The organism is Paenarthrobacter sp. DKR-5, assembly GCF_018531425.1.
Classification (GTDB): Bacteria; Actinomycetota; Actinomycetes; order Actinomycetales; family Micrococcaceae; genus DKR-5.
Map to the genome: position 1 here is coordinate 75547 of NZ_JAHBOI010000001.1, position 16938 is coordinate 92484.

Here is a 16938-nt window from a genome sequence, read left to right on the forward strand (position 1 = left end):
GAAGCTGTGGACGACCTGTCTCTGCCTGGCCGGCGGCAGTTCGGCAGGCTTGCGGCCGCCGCGGCCGCCCTGGCGGGCCTTGGAGCCTGCTCCCCGTCGCCGCAGGCTTCGCCGCCAGCTTCCGCGTCGTCTTCCGGGTCGCCGGCTTCCGCGTCACCGGCTGCCCCGTCGCCGTCGCCCTCCACCAGCGCCACCTCCGCGACGGCGACGGCAGCTCCATCGGCGACGGCCTCGGGCACGCTCGCCCCGGCAGTGGACTCACCCGCCCGGCAGCTCAAACGCCAGTTCCCGCTGACCGACCCGTCCAGCCCCTGGGTCCTCGTCAACAAGCACCACCGGCTCTCTCCCGTCACCTACCAGCCGTCCGACCTGATGGTGCCGGCGCTGGCCGGCGCCACCGCTGACACGCTGCTGCGAAAGGTGACTGCTGCCGCCGCAGCATCGATGTTTGCCGACGCCGCGCGCGCCGGGGTTGCCATGACCCTGCTCAGCGGCTTCCGGTCCTACGCCACCCAGGCTTCCACCTACAACAGCTGGCTGCGCATCCACGGCAGCGTCGCCGGCGCCGACACGGCCTCCGCCCGGCCGGGCTTCTCGGAACACCAGACGGGCCTGGCGCTGGACATCGGCGACGGCGGCGCCTGCGAGCTGCAGCCCTGCTTCGCCGCCTCCCCCGCGGCCGTGTGGGCAGCGGCCAACGGCCATCGGTACGGATTCATCGTCCGCTACCTGCTCGGCCATGACCGGATCACCGGCTATTACGCGGAGTCCTGGCACCTGCGCTACGTCGGTTCCGAGCTCGCCACGGACATGGTGCACCGGCGGATCCCGACGCTTGAGGAGTACTTCGGCCTGCCACCGGCGCCCAGCTACCTCTGACAGCACGCTCCCCCGCCGCCCCTGGCTGGTTCACCGGGCAGTCACCAAGCTGCGATACGTTGTTACGCATGCTTAGTGGATTCAAGAAGTTCATCATCAAGGGCAACGTGCTGGACCTCGCCGTCGCCGTGATCATGGGCGCGGCATTCAGCGCCGTCGTCGACGCGCTCGTCAAGAGCGTGCTCATGCCCTTCATTTCGCTCATCATCGGCCAGCCCAACTTCGACCAGTTCCTCGTGTTCGGTCCGGTCAAACTGGGCGTGCTGCTGACAGCGGTGGTGAACTTCCTGCTGGTCGCGGCGGCCGTCTATTTCGCAGTGGTCATGCCGATGAACATCTTCATCGCGCGGCGCAACAGGAAGCTCGACATCGGCCCGAAGGAAGAAGCGGCGGACCCGCAGGTGGTCCTGCTCACCGAAATCCGCGACGCTCTGCGCCAGCGCGTCGAGTAGGTCAGGACAGGTGAAGCCAGCCGCTGCTTAGAGCGCCAGCCGGCTTTCCACCACTCCCGCGAGCTCTTTGGCAATGCGCTCGGCCGTGCCCATGTCCCCGGCTTCAACCATGACGCGGACCAACGGTTCGGTGCCGGACGGGCGCAGCAGCACGCGGCCGCTCTCCCCGAGTTCCTGTTCCGCGCGGGCGACGGCGGCGCGGAGTTCCTCATCGGAGCCCGCGCGCTGCTTGTCGACGCCTTTGACGTTGATCATCAGCTGCGGCAACTTCGTCATCTGCGCTGCCAGCTCCGCGAGGGGCTTGCCCGTGCGGGCCACTTGGGCCGCCAGCTGCAGTCCGGTCAGCAGGCCGTCCCCGGTGGTCGCGTAGTCGGAGAAGATCACGTGGCCGGACTGCTCTCCGCCGAGCGAGTAGCCGCCCTCCACCATCTTCTCGAGCACGTAGCGGTCCCCCACAGCGGTCTCGAGGATGTCGATCCCGGAATCGCGCAGGGCGAGCTTCAAGCCGAGGTTGCTCATCACCGTCGCCACCAGCACGTTGTCCTTGAGGCGGCCGTCGCCCTTGAGCGCCAGCGCCAGGATCGCCATGATCTGGTCGCCGTCAACCTCTTCGCCGGCGTGGTCCACTGCCAGGCAGCGGTCAGCGTCGCCGTCGTGCGCGATGCCGAAGTGGGCGCCGCTCTCGATGACGGCCTGCTTCAGCTTGTCCAGGTGGGTCGAGCCGACTCCGTCGTTGATGTTGTAGCCGTCCGGGTCCGCGCCAATCACGACGACGTCGGCGCCGGCCAGGCTGAACGCCTGCGGCGAGCAGCCGCTCGCAGCGCCGTGCGCGCAGTCGAGCACGATCTTCAGGCCCTCCAGCCGGTGCGGGAGGCTGGAGACGAGGTGCAGGATGTAGCGGTCCTCGGCGTCCGCGAAGCGCTGGATACGGCCCACGCCGGCACCCGTGGGGCGCTCGGGTTCGCGCTCGAGCTGCGCCTGGATGGCGTCCTCGACCTCGTCGGGCAGCTTGCGGCCGCCGCGGGCGAAGAACTTGATGCCGTTGTCCGGAGCCGGGTTGTGCGACGCCGAGATCATCACGCCGAAATCGGCGTCGAGGTCCGCGATCAGGTACGCGAGGGCCGGCGTCGGCAGCACGCCCGCGTCGAAAACGTCCACGCCGGAACTGGCCAGGCCTGCCTCCACGGCAGCGCTGAGGAACTCGCCGCTGGCACGGGGGTCACGGGCGACGACAGCTTTGGGCCTGCCCTCGGTCTCCACCTTCTCGTGTCCGAGGACAACAGCGGCGGCTTGGGACAGCTTCAATGCCAACTCAGCGGTGAGCAGCTCGTTCGCCAGCCCGCGCACTCCGTCGGTTCCAAATAATCTAGACATCCCCACCATCATACGGGGGCGCGGCGGAGCGGAGATCAGTAGTGGCATCCCTTGCCGCACCGCGACTTTGCACATAATGCCGCCTCCGGGGCGTTCAGGGGGTCATCATCTGCACAGTCGGGGGACGCTGACGGGCGGCGACAAACAGGCTTAAACGGACGAAGGTCCGCCCGGAATCCGGACGGACCTTCGCTGCAGCCCCTTGCGGGCAAGCGGGTTTAGCGCTTGGAGTACTGCGGAGCCTTGCGGGCCTTCTTGAGACCAGCCTTCTTGCGTTCCTTGATGCGTGCATCGCGGGACAGGAAGCCAGCCTTCTTCAGGGTCGGGCGGTTGTTCTCGGCGTCGATCTCGTTCAGCGAACGAGCGATGCCCAGACGCAGCGCACCGGCCTGACCGGACGGCCCGCCACCCGAGATACGGGCGATGACGTCGTAGGCACCTTCGAGGTCAAGAACCCGGAACGGTTCGTTGACTTCCTGCTGGTGCAGCTTGTTCGGGAAGTAGTTCGCCAGCTCGCGGCCGTTGATGGTCCACTTGCCGGTGCCGGGAACCAGGCGCACGCGGGCGATGGCTTCCTTGCGGCGGCCGACGGCAGCACCCGGGACGGTCAGCGCCGGGCGCTCCTTCTTCGGGGCGGCCTCGGCGGCCGGGGCGCTTTCCGAGGTGTAGCTGGTGAGGACTTCCTCGCCCTCGGCGACGTTCAGCTCTTCAGTGTTCTGAGCCACGATTCTCCTTGAATAAAAAGTTGGTTGGTGGCCAGGACTACTGGGCGACCTGGGTGATTTCGAACGTCTTCGGCTGCTGGGCAGCGTGCGGGTGCTCCGCGCCGCGGTAGACCTTCAGCTTGGTCAGCTGCTGGGCAGCCAGGGAGTTCTTCGGCAGCATGCCCTTGATGGCCTTCTCAACTGCGCGCACCGGGTTCTTCTCCAGGAGCTCTGCGTAGTTGACGGAGGTCAGGCCGCCCGGGTAACCCGAGTGGCGGTAGGCACGCTTCTGCTCGAGCTTGGCACCCGTCAGGGCAACCTTCTCGGCGTTGATGATGATGACGAAGTCACCAGTGTCGATATGCGATGCAAAGGTCGGCTTGTGCTTTCCGCGCAGCAGTGTTGCGGTCTGGCTGGCAAGACGGCCTAGGACAACGTCGGTGGCGTCAATGACGTGCCACTGGCGGTTGATGTCGCCGGGCTTCGGGGTGTACGTACGCACGGTTTTTGCCTTCGTTTCGTGTTCTGGGCGGCGGAGTTTGGGGCTCCGCCCGTTATCTATGCGCTACCGGAACAGAGGTGAGGACTCTATACAACCAGTCATCCCATAGTCTCGACTGCGCCTGCTGAATCATGGTTCTGCAACTGAACCTTCAAGCGGGCACGCGGTATCAAGAAAGGACACGCACAACGACTATCTAGAGTAGCGTGATCGCGCCGCCGGGGTCAAAATGGCGGGCCGCGCAGATTGCGACACACCTGAAGGCTAGCAGGGGCGGGAGCGCCCCCGGCGGACGCGGGAGACCATAGGGTGCAAGCGTGGAACCTTTTGGCTTGGCCGTCACATGCGTCGTCGCCGCTGTTGCCGCCCTGGCCGCCGCCCTGTCGGCCGAAGTCCTGGTGCCGCGGTACGCGCCTGCTGTGCCGTACGCGGCCGGCCGGGCTCTGCAGTGGACGACGGCGGCTGCCGCAGCCGTGCTCGCCGCCCTCCTCGCCCTCCGGACGGGCCCGACTCCGGCCCTCGCCGCTTACGTGGTCCTCGCCACCGGCACGGCCGTGCTGTCCAGGATCGACCTGCACAGCAAATTGCTGCCGAACCGAATTTCCGGTTTTGTTTTCATCGCAGGCTTAGTACTTTTCAGTTTCGCAGCAATTCTGCGCGGGGAACTTAGCAATTTGATCCGCGCTTTAGCCGGCGCTTCCCTGCTCTTGATTCTTTATGTAATCCTGAGGCTGATTTCCCCGCGCAGTATCGGCATGGGCGACGTCAAACTCGCTCCGACGGTGGGTTTGTACTCAGGGTACTTGGGCTGGAACGCCCTCGGCCTCGCCGTCCTGCTTGGCTTCCTCGCCGGCGGCGCCGTCTCCCTGGCCCTCGTTCTGGCTGGAAAGGCGGGACGCAAGGCCAAAGTGCCCTTCGGGCCGTCGATGCTCGCCGGCACGGTGCTTGCCATTCTGCTCGGCTAGACCCTACTCAACACGGACTTGTTGAGTGCGGGCCTCCACCCTGTGCACCAAGTACATAAACGAAGCGGGCAAGTAGTTCCTGCGTCCAAGTGAGTACACCTGCCCCAGAAACCCACGTATGTGATTTGGGGCTGCAAGCGCAAAGTAGCGTACTGCTACGCATTGTTTGGCGGGAACGAAAACCGATAAACCTTTCCCATCGGAATTCCGTCAGCTGGGGACGAAATTTCTCACCGGGGTGATTCCGATGCACTTGTCAACGGATCCACCTTCACGAAAGAAGAAATCAAATGTCTCGTTTCCTGGTCTCCTTCCAGTCCTTCCTGAACCGCTTCAACCGCGACGAAGAGGGCGCCACCGCCACCGAGTACAGCTTGCTCGTCGCGCTGATCGCCCTGGGCATTGTCGTTGGCGTCACCGCATTCGGAGGCGCCCTGAACGGCTTCTTCAGCAACCTCGGCACCGCCGTGACCAACGGCTTCAAATAAGCCGTTGACCTCCTTGGGGGCGGCCGGCCTTACGGCCGCCCCCGCAATGTCAGGTTCCAGCCTCTTCGGCTTCTGGTCTTAGCACCTATCTGGTCTCTCGGGGGGACTCAATGAAACACAGAAAGTCCGAGCGGGGTGCCGCCGCCGTCGAGTTCGCGCTCGTCGTCCCCGTGCTCCTCCTGCTTCTCGTGGGCATCATCGAATTTGCCCATGTCTTCAACACCCAGATCAGCCTCACCCAGGCCGCCCGGGAAGCGGCGCGCACCATGGCCGTCGAGAATGATCAGGGAGCAGCCACTCTGGCTGCTGTCAAAGGATCCCCTGGTCTCTCGCCGGCGATCGGCAGCGTGAGCTTCAGCTCGCCGGCTTGTGCGGCTGGTTCCGAGATGACTGCCACCATCACCTACACCATGCCGACTCTAACCGGCTTGTTCGGTTCGTCCATGAATCTGACCGGGGTGGGGGCGATGAGATGCGGCGGCTAATCGCTCGGTTCCGGACACTGTCTCGGCGCGACGAGCGCGGCGCCGTCGCCATCACGGCAGCCCTCGTGATGGTCTCGCTGCTTGGCTGCGGCGCCATCGCCGTTGACGTCGGCGCGATCTACGCAGCCCGGGCGCAGGTGCAGAACGGGGCGGACGCCGCGGCTCTAGCCGTCGCCCAGGACTGCGCCAAGAACGGAACCGGCGCCTGCTCCGCAAATGCCACCTCCACGGCACAAACCTATGCAAACGGCAACGCCAACACCGGAATCACGCAGGTCGCCCCGCCGACATTCCCGACGGCTAACACGGTGCAGACATCCGTACAAGCCGCGGACGCCGGTGGCACCGGCGTCGGGCTCTTCTTTGCAAAGATTTTCGGCATCGACCGCATTGGTGTTCCTGCGACTGCTACGGCCACCTGGGGCGGCCCGAGCTCGGGACCCACAGCCTTCCCCCTCGTCTTTGAGGCCTGCGCCTTCAACCTCGACGGCTCACCCCAGGTCCTCGACATCCACACCGGCGGCTGCGACAACCACAACCCTTCCGGCCAGAACGCACCCGGCCAGTTTGGCTGGCTAGACCAGACCTCAGGCACTTGCTCAAGTGATGTGACGGTTGGAAGTACCACCAGCGGAAACACTGGTGTCGCCTTCCCCGGCACCGGCAACTGCGATGCCGTCCTTGCGACCTGGAAGACGGAGATCCTCGCCGGGCAGCCTGCCATCGCCATACTGCCGATCTACAGCAACTACACCGGGTCCGGCACCAACGCCACGTACACCATCAGCAGCTTCGTCGCTTTCCGCGTCCTCGGCTGGAGCTTCTCCGGCGGCCGCAATTTCCACAACACCGGCACCCCGAGTTGCACCGGGAGCTGCAACGGCATCATCGGCCAGTTCGTCCACTACGTCACGCTCGACCCGGATTACACCCCCGGAGGCCCCAACAACGGCGCCAACGTCGCCTACCTCGTCAAGTAGCCCCTCTCGGGCACCCCGGTTCAGAACCCGGTCTCGCAAGTTCCGTCTCACAAAGGAGTACCCGCAATGAAAACCCGACTGCTGGGGGGCATAGCCGCCGTCGTGCTGGCCGTGATAGGAGCCACCCTCCTCGTCATCTACGTCCAGGGAGCCGACCGCCGCGCCCAGGCAGGGCTGGATCCGGTCAACATCCTCGTTGTCGACAAGGCTGTCCCGGCCGGCACCCGCGCCGAGGACCTCGTCGCCTCCGTTTCAAGCAAGCTGGTGCCGGCAACCGCGGTCTCAGCCGAATCGGTCAAGGACCTGGCCGGCTTTTCGGGCCGCGTCACCAGCGTGGACCTCGTTCCCGGCGAACAGCTCGTCAAGGACCGCCTGGTAAGCCCCGCGTCCCTGACCACCCCGGGCAAGGTCCCTGTGCCGGCAGGCCTTGAGGAAGTCTCCATCTCGCTGCCGCTCGACCGCGTGGTCGGAGGCGACCTCGCCGCCGGTGACACTGTCGGCGTTTTCGTCTCCCTTGACAAGGGCGCCATCGACGCAGCCAAGGACGAGCCGACCACCAAGCTGCTGTTCCACAGGGTCCTGGTGACCGGAATCCAAAAGCCTGGTTCGACGGACTCCAGTGGCAAGAGTGCGATGGGCGGAGCAGGATCTTCAGGCTCCAACGGGAGCGTGATCGTCACCCTCGCCCGCAGCGATGCGGACGCCTCGCGCATCGTTTTCGGTGCCACCTTCGGCACCATCTATCTCTCCAAGGAATCCAAGGACTCCAAGCAGAGCGATCCCGGCATCATCCGCAAGAACAGGATCTACCAATGAGCCGCTTCATCCTGATCACGTCGACGGCAGTCTTCGAACACCGGTTGCGCACCGTCATTTCCGAAAAGATGGGCGGGACGCTCGACGTCCTTCCGGTCGAACTGGTTGCCCACGGCGCCGCCGGCATCCTGAACCATCTCACCGCCGAACTGCCCGAAGTGGTCCTGCTCGGCCCCGGTGTTGCCACCGACGACGCCGTCAACCTCGCCAGCGCCTTCGAGCTGCAGTACCCGGGTACCAGCCTGGTCCTCGTGGCTGAGAGCGACGTCGACGTCGCTCTCAAAGCAATGCGCGCCGGCATCCGCGAGCTCGTGAGCCCTGAGGCTGACGCCAAGGCAATTCACGAGGTGCTTCTTCGGGCGTGCGAGGCCGCGGCCGTGCGCCGCAGCACCCTCAGCTCAGCCGCTGCCGCGGCGTCCGCGCCGTCACACCGGGGCCGCGTCGTGGCTGTGTCGTCGCCCAAGGGCGGCGTGGGCAAGACAACGGTCGCCACCAACCTGGCCGTAGGGCTGGCCCAGTACGCACCCGGCGGAGTGGTGGTGGTGGACCTGGACGTCCAGTTCGGGGACGTGGCCACCGCGCTGCTGCTCGAGCCACAACACACCCTGACGGACGCGGTGCAAGCCTCGGCCGCCAGCAACTCGATGGTGCTGAAGACCTACCTGACGGTCCACCCGGCGGGCATCTACGCTCTCTGCGCGCCGTCGAACCCGGCGGACGCGGACCACATCACGGGCGAACAGGTCGGCCGCGTCATCGAACAGCTCGCCGCCGAGTTCGCCTACGTGGTCATCGACACCGCGCCCGGAATCAACGAGCATCTGCTCGGTGTGCTCGAAGCCGCAAGCGACGTTGTCTGGGTCTGCGGAATGGACATCCCCAGCGTGCGGGGCCTGCGCTCCGAACTCGCGTTGCTGGATGAAGCGGGCCTGCTGCCGCCCAGCCGCCACGTGGTGCTCAACTTCGTCGACCGCCGCAGCGGGCTGACGGTCCAGGACGTCGAGGCCAGCGCAGGGGTACCCGTCGACGTGAGCATTCCGCGCTCGCGGGTGGTCCCGTACTCCACTAACAAGGGAGTGCCCCTGCTGCAGGACAAGGCCCGCGACGGCGCCTTGAAATCTCTGAAGAAACTCGTGGAGCGCTTCGACCCCGCCTGGGCGGACAAACCACGCAAGCAGGTCCACCGAAGGGCGGTGCTGTCATGAACATCTCGGAAAGGCTGGAGGCCATGCGCGGGGGCACCCCGGCGGGGCTGCAAGCCGCTGCTCCGCCCTCTCCTGCAGCTCCGTTGACGGCCCCGAGCGAGCTGCAGCCGGGCTTCGACGCCTTGGCGCCGCTGAAGGCACGGGCCGGCAGCATGCTGTTCGAACGGATGGGAGCCCGCCTCAACGACCCGAACCTCAGCGAGGAGGAGCTGAAGCAGGCCGCCCGCGAAGAACTCAGCCGCATCGTCGACGCCGAACAGGTTCCGCTGTCGGGGGCCGAACGGCAGCGCCTGATCACGGAGATCGGCGACGAGGTCCTGGGCCTCGGGCCGCTGCAGCGGATGCTGGACGACCCGACCGTCACCGAGATCATGGTGAACGGACACGACCAGGTTTTCATCGAGCGGAACGGCCGGCTCACCGGCAGCGGAGCGGTGTTTGCCTCCGAGGAGGACCTGCGCCGCGTTATTGACCGGATCGTCTCGAAGGTGGGCCGGCGCATTGACGAATCCTCACCCCTGGTGGACGCCCGTCTCGCGGACGGATCCCGGGTCAACGCCATCATCCCTCCTCTGGCGGTCGATGGTTCCTCGCTGACGATCCGCAAGTTCTCCAAAGTACCCCTCACGGTCCATGACCTGATTGCCAACCAGAGCATTTCCCCGCAAATGGCGGAACTGCTCCACGCCTGCGTGCTCGCCCGCATGAACATCATCGTCAGCGGCGGCACCGGCACCGGCAAGACGACCATGCTGAACGTCCTCTCCGCGTTCGTGCCGGAGGAGGAACGGATCGTCACCATCGAGGACGCGGTGGAACTGCAGCTTCAGCAGGCCCATGTGGTGCGTCTGGAGAGCAGGCCCGCCAATATCGAGGGCAAGGGCAGCATCACCATCCGCGACCTGGTCCGCAACTCCTTGCGCATGCGCCCGGACCGCATCATCGTCGGTGAGGTCCGCGGAGGCGAGAGTCTGGACATGCTGCAGGCCATGAACACCGGCCACGACGGCTCCATCTCCACGGTGCACGCCAACTCGCCGCGGGACACCATCTCCCGGCTGGAGACACTGGTGCTGATGGCCGGCATGGACCTGCCGCTCCGCGCGGTGCGCGAACAGGTGGCCTCCGCGATCGACCTCATCGTGCAGATCTCCCGGCTGCGGGACGGCACACGCCGCGTCACCCATGTCACCGAAGTGCAGGGCATGGAGGGCGACGTCGTCACGCTCCAGGACGTCTTCACCTTCGATTACAGCGCTGGAATCGATGCCACCGGCCGGTTCCTCGGCCACGCACGGCCGACAGGGGTGCGCCCGCGCTTCATGGACCGCTTCGCGGATGCGGGCATCACCGTGTCGCCGGGTGTCTTCGGTGCGATGGCCGGGACGGGGGCACAGCGATGAACGACTCGCCGCTGTTCCTCCTCGGGGGCATCCTGCTCGCTCTAGGGGCAGCCTTCTGCCTGCTCTGGTTCGTCATCGCTCCGGGCGGCCGCGCCATTCCGCTCTCCCGCCGCCAGTTCGGCGCAGCCGCAAGGGATAGTGCCCTCACCCGGTTGACCAACTCCTCCGTCGGCGCGGTGGACACCGTTCTGAACAACTCGCGTTGGGCACCGGTCAAGGATGCCACGCTTGAGCTCGCCGGTTTGAAGATGCGCCGGGCGGACTTTGTGCTCGTTGTCGCGGTGCTCGCGGGCGCAACGGGCGCCGCAGGTTGGGCGTTCACAGGTCTCCTGGCCGGGGCACTCTTCACCGTTGCAGTGGTTGCCGGCTCGTACGCGTACTTGCGGATTCGGACAGCCAAGCGTGAACAGCGCTTCGAAGAGCAGCTCCCCGACACCCTGCAGATGCTGTCCGGCAATGTGAAGGCCGGTCACAGCATCCTGCGCTCGGTCGACAGCGTGGCCCAGGAAACGGACGAACCGACGTCGGCAGAATTCGCCCGCGTGGTGAACGAGACACGGCTCGGGCGCGACCTGAGTGACGCACTCGCCACCACGGCGCGCCGGATGCACAGTGAAGACTGCCAATGGATAGCCGAAGCGATCAGCATCCACCGGGAGGTGGGCGGCAACCTGGGCGAGGTGCTGGACCAGGTCGGCGAGACCATCCGCGAACGCGCCCAGATCAAACGCCAGGTCCGCTCCCTCAGCGCCGAAGGACGCATGTCCGGCTGGGTCCTGACGTCGCTGCCGGTCGTGATGTTCGTGCTGCTGAACCTCGTCAACCCTGGTTATGCGGGCATCCTGACCCACAGCATCATCGGCATTCTCCTGCTGGTGGTTGGTGCAACCCTGCTCATTATCGGGATATTGCTCGTCCGCAAAGTCGTGAAGATCAAGTTCTAAGGAGAACGCCATGATGATTGTTTGGCTGGCGGCTCTCGCCGTCACTGCACCTTTAGGGTTCATTGCCTGGTCGACGGTCGCCGTCGACCGGCGCGGAGCCGCTGCGGTAAAGCGCAACTTGGCCACCGGCACCCTCTCTCCAGCGGCAGCCGCCGGTCCCCGCCGGAACCTGTGGGCCATGGCCGGGCGGCTGGCTCCCAAGAGCTACGCGGCCAAGCTGGACCGCCTCCTCGCGGCGGCCGGCCGTCCGCGCTCGATGCCGCTTGAGCGGCTGATCGGGCTCAAGACCCTGTGCGGGGTCGGCGGCGTCGCGTTTGCCTTCCTTCACCTCTTCACCGCAACCTATCCGGCGCGGTTCCTCGTCGCTCTGGCGGTCACGGTTCTCGCCTACTTCGTTCCCGATCTGCTGGTGCGCAACACGGGCCAGAAGCGCCAGCAGAAGATCATGGACGCTCTCCCTGACACCCTGGACCAGCTGCTGATTTCGGTGGAAGCCGGGCTCGGCTTCGAAGGCGCCGTCTCGCGCGTCGCCTCCAAGGGCGGCGGGCCGCTGAATGACGAATTGATGCGCACACTGCAGGAACTGCAGATGGGCCGGCCCCGTCAGGAGGCCTACCTGGACCTCGCCACACGGAACACGGTGCCGGAGCTGCGCAGCTTCATCCGGGCCGTGGTCCAGGCGGACGTGTACGGCATCGCGATTGCCAACGTGCTCCGCGTGCAGGCGAAGGAGATGCGGCTCAAGCGCAGGCAGCGCGCGGAGGAGAAAGCCATGAAAATCCCGGTGAAGATCCTCTTCCCGCTCATGTTCTTCATCCTGCCGGTGCTCTTCATCATCGTTCTTGGCCCGGCAGTCATGGGCATCATCAACACCTTCAGCCGGTAGGTACCGCACGCGCGGTCCGGGGAAGGACTACAAGACCGTCCGGGGTCTGCCGCTGTGAGACGGGGCAGGCCCCGGACTCTTTTGTGCCAACGCTCTGAGGACAAAACTTCCTCATTTGGGAAATAGGAAGCATACTGATGACCTACGCTCATTGAGGAGAGGGTCATGACAGCAGCGCAAAGTGAACGCAGCGACACCATCGAGACCAACATTTCCGGCCGGATGGACCGGCTGCCCTGGTCACGATGGCATTGGATGATCGTGATCGGGCTTGGAACAGTCTGGATCCTGGATGGCCTTGAGGTCACCATCGTGGGCGCGATCGGCGACCGTCTCACGCAGCCCGACGGCGGCCTCGGGCTGAGCGCGGCGGACATCGGCCTCGCTGCTGCCATCTATGTGGCGGGCGCGTGCTTCGGGGCCCTCCTTTTCGGCCACCTGACGGACCGGTTCGGACGCAAGAAACTGTTCCTGCTGACCCTCGGCCTGTACCTGGCGGCCACGGTGGCGACTGCCTTCTCACTGAACCCGGTGTGGTTCTTCGTGTGCCGGTTCTTCACCGGTGCCGGCATCGGCGGCGAGTATGCCGCTATCAACTCCGCCATTGACGAGCTCATCCCCGCCGCGCGGCGCGGCGTCGTCGACCTCGCCATCAACGGCTCCTACTGGCTGGGAACGGCCTTCGGTGCATCGCTCTCCGTCGTCCTGCTCAATCCGGCCTTCTTTGCCCCCGGCCTCGGCTGGCGGCTGGCCTTCGGCTTGGGGGCTGTGCTGGGCCTGCTGATCCTGCTGGTGCGACGCAATGTGCCCGAGTCGCCGCGTTGGATGTTCATTCACGGCCGGGACATGGAAGCCGATGCGCTCGTGCGCAGCATCGAGGACGACGTCGAGGAGTCCACCGGTGAGAAGCTGCGGCCTGTGCACGAGACCTTGAAGGTCCGCCAGCGCAAGTCCATTGGCTTCGGCACCATCATCAAGACCGCCTTCACCCGCTACCCCAAGCGTGTAGCCCTCGGGCTGTCGCTGTTCGTTGGCCAGGCGTTCCTCTACAACGCGGTCTTCTTCACCTACGCCCTTGTGCTGACCAAGCTCCTCCACGTTCCGGGGGACGTGGCGCCGTGGTCCCTGGTTCCGATCGCCGTCGGCAATTTCCTTGGCCCGCTCATCCTCGGTCGGTTCTTCGACAGCATCGGCCGCCGGACGATGATCTCAGCGACGTACATCATTTCCGGTGTCCTGCTGGCGGGCACGGCGTTCCTCTTCTCCTCGGGCGCGTTGGACGGCTTCTGGCTGACGGCGTGCTGGCTGGTGGTCTTCTTCTTCGCCTCAGCCGGCGCCAGCTCCGCCTACCTCACGGTCAGTGAGATCTTCCCCATGGAGACCCGTGCGATGGCGATCGCGTTCTTCTACGCGGTCGGCACCGGAATCGGCGGCATCATCGGCCCGATCCTCTTCGGCAAATTCGTGGAGCAGGGCATCCAGTCCGTCGCGATGGGGTACATCATCGGCGCGGTCCTCATGGTCGGTGCGGGCATCGTGGAGATCATCCTCGGCGTGGAAGCCGCCGGCAAGTCACTTGAAGACGTGGCTGCTCCGATCACTGCGCAGACCGAGCAGGCCACAGCCTAGATCCCGGCCCGGCACCAGCGGCCTCCCGAACCGACAGGTTCCGGGGGCCGCTGTCGCGTTGCGCCGAGTGGCGCGCCCCGGGTGGGGAGCTCCGGTAGAGCCTTACCCCTCGCGCCTGGCCCTGGTGAGATCGGCCCGCAGCGCCACCGCGTCGTCGTCCGGGTAGCAGACTTCTTCGAGCACCAGCGGGTGCGGCGGCGCCAGCAGGGACCGGGAGTCCTTCGCCCGGGCGAGCATTCTTTGGTACAGCCAGGCCGGCTCGCGCTCTCCCGAGCCGACCTGGAGGGCGGACCCGATAAGGGCGCGCACCATGTTGTGGCAGAAGGCGTCGGCCTGGACCAGCGCGCGCAGCACGCCGTCGTCGGCGCGTTCGAACTCGAACCGCTGCAGTTCCCGGATGGTCGTGGACCCCTCGCGCGGCTTGCAGAAGGACAGGAAGTCATTCATTCCCAGCAGCAGCACTGCGGCCTCGTTGAGCAAGCCGATGTCCTGGCGCTGCCGGTGCCAGAGCGTGAAGTGGCGTGTGACAGGATCCCACCGGGCAGGACTATCGGCAATCCGGTAGGAGTACCGCCGCCAGAGGGCCGAAAAACGGGCGTCGAAGCCGGGAGGCGCCGGCACGGCCGCGTGCGGTTCGATGGCCCCGGTCAAGTCCCCCAGCACCCGGCTCAGGGTCCCGCGCAGCCGGCGCAGGAAGGCAGTCGACGGGTCGACGGCGCGTCCGCGGTCCATGGAGCCCCACTCCCCGGGGGCCACATCGAAATGGACCACTTGCCCCCGCGCGTGCACCCCGGCGTCGGTCCGGCCCGCTACCACCACGCGAACAGGCCGGCGCAGCAGCATCGCCAGCGCTTCCTCCAGACAGCCCTGCACCGTGCGGCGCCCGGGCTGGACGGCCCAGCCGCTGAAGGGAGCACCGTCGTAGGAGAGATCCATCCGGATACGAAGAAACCCGTTGTCCCCGGCGGGGACAACGGGTTTCTCTGAATCCATACGAGAATTCTAGGCGAAAAGACTACTTCTTCTCGTCAGCGACTTCCTCGGCCGGAGCCTCGTCGGCGGCAGCCTCGTCAGCAGCAGGAGCCTCTTCCTCGGCGGAAGCCTCTTCAGCGGCCGGGGCGGTCTCCTCGACGGGAGCCTCCTCGGCGGCGGGAGCAGCCTCTTCCTTCGGAGCAGCCGCGGCGGTCGCCGTGGTGGCTTCCTTCACGACGGCCTGCTTGGCGGAAACCGGCTCAAGAACAAGCTCGATGACAGCCATCGGAGCGTTGTCGCCCTTGCGGGGACCGATCTTGGTGATGCGGGTGTAGCCACCGTTGCGGTTCTCCACTGCCGAAGCAATGTCGGTGAACAGCTCGTGGACGATGCCCTTGTTGCTGATCAGCGCGAGAACGCGGCGACGCGAGGCCAGGTCTCCGCGCTTGGCGAAGGTGATCAGGCGCTCGGCGTAGGGACGCAGGCGCTTGGCCTTGGTCTCGGTGGTGGTGATGCGCTTGTGCTCGAACAGGGCAGACGCCAGGTTCGCGAGCATCAGACGCTCGTGAGCCGGGCCGCCTCCGAGGCGCGGACCCTTGGTGGGGGTAGGCATAGTGATTTTCTCCTCAAGTGAACTTCCGGGCGCTCACCAGCGCCCTGAAGGAAAGCGAACTGGTTAGAGCTCGTCGTCGCTGAAAGCGGCGTCGTCCTCTTCGATGGCGGCGGCACGGGCAGCCAGGTCAAAGCCGGGAGGGGAATCCTTCAGCGACAGACCCAGTTCAACCAGCTTGGCCTTGACCTCGTCGATGGACTTCGCACCGAAGTTGCGGATGTCCATCAGGTCAGCCTCGGAGCGGGCCACGAGTTCACCCACGGTGTGGATACCCTCACGCTTGAGGCAGTTGTAGGAACGAACCGTCAGGTCCAGGTCCTCGATCGGCAGCGCCATGTCGGCAGCCAGGGCTGCGTCCGTCGGCGACGGGCCGATCTCGATGCCCTCGGCAGCGGTGTTCAGCTCGCGGGCGAGGCCGAACAGCTCCACCAGGGTGGTGCCGGCGGAGGCGACGGCATCGCGCGGGGCGATGGACTCCTTGGTCTCCACGTCCACGACCAGGCGGTCGAAGTCGGTGCGCTGCTCGACACGGGTCGCTTCCACGCGGAAGGTCACCTTGAGCACCGGCGAGTAGATCGAGTCGACCGGGATGCGGCCGATCTCGGAGTCGCCGGACTTGTTCTGCGCAGCAGAGACGTAACCGCGGCCGCGCTCGATGGTCAGCTCGAGTTCGAACTTGCCCTTCGAGTTCAGGGTCGCGATGTGCAGGTCCGGGTTGTGGAATTCCACGCCCGCCGGCGGAGCGATGTCCGCAGCGGTGACGACGCCGGGACCCTGCTTGCGCAGGTAGGCGACAACCGGCTCGTCGTGCTCGGAGGAAACAGCCAGGTTCTTGATGTTCAGGATGATCTCGGTGACATCCTCCTTCACACCCGGAACCGTGGTGAATTCGTGCAGCACACCATCGATCCGGATGCTGGTGACAGCGGCTCCGGGGATCGAGGAGAGGAGGGTGCGGCGAAGGGAGTTGCCGAGGGTGTAGCCGAAGCCGGGCTCCAGCGGTTCGATGACGAACCGTGAGCGGTTATCGGCGACGACCTCTTCGGACAGAGTGGGGCGCTGTGCAATAAGCACTTAGGTTTCCTTTCAGCGAGCGTCCGCTATATGACGCAACACAGGGGGTGGAAAGTCTTCGGTCCAAACGGGCTGATGGCCGGAGCCGCCGGCGTCGGATCTCCGACGCCGGCTTCTCCGGCCGGCAACACGAATCAGACGCGGCGGCGCTTCGGGGGGCGGCAGCCGTTGTGAGCGCTGGGGGTCACGTCCTGGATGGACCCGACCTCAAGGCCGGTGGCCTGCAGCGAACGGATGGCCGTCTCGCGTCCCGATCCCGGACCCTTCACGAAAACGTCGACCTTGCGGACGCCGTGCTCCTGGGCACGCTTGGCAGCAGCCTCGGCGGCCATCTGCGCGGCGAACGGGGTGGACTTGCGCGAGCCCTTGAAGCCAACCTCGCCGGCCGAAGCCCACGAGATCACAGCACCGGTCGGGTCCGTGATGGACACGATGGTGTTGTTGAAGGTGCTCTTGATGTGCGCCTGTCCAACCGCGATATTCTTCTTATCCTTGCGACGCGGCTTGCGCACCGCTCCACGAGTCTTGGGGGGCATTACTTCTCCTACGAAAGTTTCGGGTAGCTAC

19 protein-coding genes are annotated in these 16938 nt (G+C 65.9%); 12 read left to right on the forward strand and 7 right to left on the reverse strand.

From position 1 onward, the window contains the following. Nucleotides 1-6: 6 nt before the first annotated feature. Both KIH31_RS00340 and mscL read left to right on the forward strand, forming a co-directional pair. Nucleotides 7-879 carry a M15 family metallopeptidase gene (locus KIH31_RS00340; RefSeq protein ID WP_307857486.1) on the forward strand — a complete coding sequence of 291 codons (873 nt, stop codon included), beginning with the start codon at nucleotides 7-9 and terminating at the stop codon, nucleotides 877-879. A gap of 68 nt (nucleotides 880-947) precedes the next feature. After that, the gene (mscL, locus tag KIH31_RS00345; RefSeq protein ID WP_214425088.1) at nucleotides 948-1331 is read left to right on the forward strand and encodes a large conductance mechanosensitive channel protein MscL; all 384 of its coding nucleotides are present in this window, start codon (nucleotides 948-950) and stop codon (nucleotides 1329-1331) included. 27 nt (nucleotides 1332-1358) lie between these two features. On the opposite strand, the gene glmM is transcribed toward mscL, so the two are convergent. From glmM to rplM, 3 genes are all read right to left on the reverse strand, one after another. Beyond that, nucleotides 1359-2705: a phosphoglucosamine mutase gene (gene glmM / locus KIH31_RS00350; RefSeq protein ID WP_214425089.1), complete on the reverse strand. Its 1347-nt coding sequence runs from the start codon at nucleotides 2703-2705 to the stop codon at nucleotides 1359-1361. Between the two features lie 218 nt (nucleotides 2706-2923). Then, nucleotides 2924-3430: a 30S ribosomal protein S9 gene (gene rpsI, locus KIH31_RS00355; RefSeq protein ID WP_214425090.1), complete on the reverse strand. Its 507-nt coding sequence runs from the start codon at nucleotides 3428-3430 to the stop codon at nucleotides 2924-2926. A gap of 37 nt (nucleotides 3431-3467) precedes the next feature. Next, nucleotides 3468-3911: a 50S ribosomal protein L13 gene (rplM, locus tag KIH31_RS00360; RefSeq protein ID WP_214425091.1), complete on the reverse strand. Its 444-nt coding sequence runs from the start codon at nucleotides 3909-3911 to the stop codon at nucleotides 3468-3470. 317 nt (nucleotides 3912-4228) lie between these two features. Between rplM and KIH31_RS18260 the strand changes: the two genes are divergently transcribed. The 10 genes from KIH31_RS18260 to KIH31_RS00410 all read left to right on the forward strand — a co-directional run bounded on the left by KIH31_RS18260 (nucleotide 4229) and on the right by KIH31_RS00410 (nucleotide 13712). Further along, nucleotides 4229-4876: an A24 family peptidase gene (locus tag KIH31_RS18260; protein WP_214425092.1), complete on the forward strand. Its 648-nt coding sequence runs from the start codon at nucleotides 4229-4231 to the stop codon at nucleotides 4874-4876. A gap of 290 nt (nucleotides 4877-5166) precedes the next feature. Further along, on the forward strand, nucleotides 5167-5364 hold the full coding sequence (locus KIH31_RS00370; RefSeq protein WP_214425093.1) for a Flp family type IVb pilin: 198 nt from the start codon (nucleotides 5167-5169) through the stop codon (nucleotides 5362-5364). Nucleotides 5365-5474: 110 nt separating this feature from the next. Then, nucleotides 5475-5849: a TadE/TadG family type IV pilus assembly protein gene (locus KIH31_RS00375; protein ID WP_214425094.1), complete on the forward strand. Its 375-nt coding sequence runs from the start codon at nucleotides 5475-5477 to the stop codon at nucleotides 5847-5849. Beyond that, a complete protein-coding gene (locus tag KIH31_RS00380) occupies nucleotides 5837-6829 on the forward strand; it encodes a pilus assembly protein TadG-related protein (protein WP_214425095.1) in 993 nt (330 codons plus the stop codon). Before KIH31_RS00375 ends, KIH31_RS00380 begins: the two co-directional genes overlap by 13 nt. A 66-nt stretch (nucleotides 6830-6895) precedes the next feature. After that, the gene (locus KIH31_RS00385; RefSeq protein ID WP_214425096.1) at nucleotides 6896-7645 is read left to right on the forward strand and encodes a Flp pilus assembly protein CpaB; all 750 of its coding nucleotides are present in this window, start codon (nucleotides 6896-6898) and stop codon (nucleotides 7643-7645) included. Further along, nucleotides 7642-8850: an AAA family ATPase gene (locus tag KIH31_RS00390; protein WP_214425097.1), complete on the forward strand. Its 1209-nt coding sequence runs from the start codon at nucleotides 7642-7644 to the stop codon at nucleotides 8848-8850. Before KIH31_RS00385 ends, KIH31_RS00390 begins: the two co-directional genes overlap by 4 nt. Then, a complete protein-coding gene (locus tag KIH31_RS00395) occupies nucleotides 8847-10253 on the forward strand; it encodes a CpaF family protein (protein ID WP_214425098.1) in 1407 nt (468 codons plus the stop codon). Before KIH31_RS00390 ends, KIH31_RS00395 begins: the two co-directional genes overlap by 4 nt. Further along, nucleotides 10250-11197, forward strand: coding sequence for a type II secretion system F family protein (locus KIH31_RS00400; RefSeq protein WP_214425099.1), 948 nt, complete (start codon nucleotides 10250-10252; stop codon nucleotides 11195-11197). Before KIH31_RS00395 ends, KIH31_RS00400 begins: the two co-directional genes overlap by 4 nt. 10 nt (nucleotides 11198-11207) lie before the next feature. After that, nucleotides 11208-12083, forward strand: a complete 876-nt coding sequence (locus tag KIH31_RS00405; RefSeq protein WP_214425100.1) for a type II secretion system F family protein — start codon at nucleotides 11208-11210, stop codon at nucleotides 12081-12083. 165 nt (nucleotides 12084-12248) lie between these two features. Beyond that, entirely contained in the window at nucleotides 12249-13712 is a 1464-nt protein-coding gene (locus KIH31_RS00410; RefSeq protein WP_250545325.1) for an MFS transporter, read from the forward strand. A 102-nt stretch (nucleotides 13713-13814) separates the two neighbouring features. On the opposite strand, the gene KIH31_RS00415 is transcribed toward KIH31_RS00410, so the two are convergent. The 4 genes from KIH31_RS00415 to rpsK form a co-directional block, all read right to left on the reverse strand. Next, nucleotides 13815-14705 (reverse strand): tRNA pseudouridine(38-40) synthase TruA, encoded by an 891-nt coding sequence (locus KIH31_RS00415; RefSeq protein WP_214425101.1) that lies wholly within the window; start codon nucleotides 14703-14705, stop codon nucleotides 13815-13817. Between the two features lie 22 nt (nucleotides 14706-14727). Beyond that, a complete protein-coding gene (gene rplQ, locus KIH31_RS00420; protein WP_214425102.1) occupies nucleotides 14728-15297 on the reverse strand; it encodes a 50S ribosomal protein L17 in 570 nt (189 codons plus the stop codon). Nucleotides 15298-15360: 63 nt separating this feature from the next. Then, nucleotides 15361-16371, reverse strand: coding sequence for a DNA-directed RNA polymerase subunit alpha (locus tag KIH31_RS00425; RefSeq protein WP_214425103.1), 1011 nt, complete (start codon nucleotides 16369-16371; stop codon nucleotides 15361-15363). A 134-nt stretch (nucleotides 16372-16505) separates the two neighbouring features. Then, on the reverse strand, nucleotides 16506-16907 hold the full coding sequence (rpsK, locus tag KIH31_RS00430) for a 30S ribosomal protein S11 (RefSeq protein ID WP_214425104.1): 402 nt from the start codon (nucleotides 16905-16907) through the stop codon (nucleotides 16506-16508). Nucleotides 16908-16938: the final 31 nt, after the last annotated feature.

Excerpts from the sequence above, each read along its gene's own strand:
- KIH31_RS00410 (WP_250545325.1), top strand. The coding sequence starts at position 12,249 with ATGACAGCAGCGCAAAGTGAACGCAGCGACACCATCGAGACCAACATT.
- KIH31_RS00385 (WP_214425096.1), top strand. The coding sequence starts at position 6,896 with ATGAAAACCCGACTGCTGGGGGGCATAGCCGCCGTCGTGCTGGCCGTG.
- KIH31_RS00400 (WP_214425099.1), top strand. The coding sequence starts at position 10,250 with ATGAACGACTCGCCGCTGTTCCTCCTCGGGGGCATCCTGCTCGCTCTA.
- KIH31_RS00390 (WP_214425097.1), top strand. The coding sequence starts at position 7,642 with ATGAGCCGCTTCATCCTGATCACGTCGACGGCAGTCTTCGAACACCGG.
- KIH31_RS00415 (WP_214425101.1), bottom strand. The coding sequence starts at position 14,705 with ATGGATTCAGAGAAACCCGTTGTCCCCGCCGGGGACAACGGGTTTCTT.
- KIH31_RS00405 (WP_214425100.1), top strand. The coding sequence starts at position 11,208 with ATGATGATTGTTTGGCTGGCGGCTCTCGCCGTCACTGCACCTTTAGGG.
- glmM (WP_214425089.1), bottom strand. The coding sequence starts at position 2,705 with ATGTCTAGATTATTTGGAACCGACGGAGTGCGCGGGCTGGCGAACGAG.
- mscL (WP_214425088.1), top strand. The coding sequence starts at position 948 with ATGCTTAGTGGATTCAAGAAGTTCATCATCAAGGGCAACGTGCTGGAC.
- KIH31_RS00370 (WP_214425093.1), top strand. The coding sequence starts at position 5,167 with ATGTCTCGTTTCCTGGTCTCCTTCCAGTCCTTCCTGAACCGCTTCAAC.
- KIH31_RS00375 (WP_214425094.1), top strand. The coding sequence starts at position 5,475 with ATGAAACACAGAAAGTCCGAGCGGGGTGCCGCCGCCGTCGAGTTCGCG.
- rpsK (WP_214425104.1), bottom strand. The coding sequence starts at position 16,907 with ATGCCCCCCAAGACTCGTGGAGCGGTGCGCAAGCCGCGTCGCAAGGAT.
- KIH31_RS00395 (WP_214425098.1), top strand. The coding sequence starts at position 8,847 with ATGAACATCTCGGAAAGGCTGGAGGCCATGCGCGGGGGCACCCCGGCG.
- rplQ (WP_214425102.1), bottom strand. The coding sequence starts at position 15,297 with ATGCCTACCCCCACCAAGGGTCCGCGCCTCGGAGGCGGCCCGGCTCAC.
- KIH31_RS00380 (WP_214425095.1), top strand. The coding sequence starts at position 5,837 with ATGCGGCGGCTAATCGCTCGGTTCCGGACACTGTCTCGGCGCGACGAG.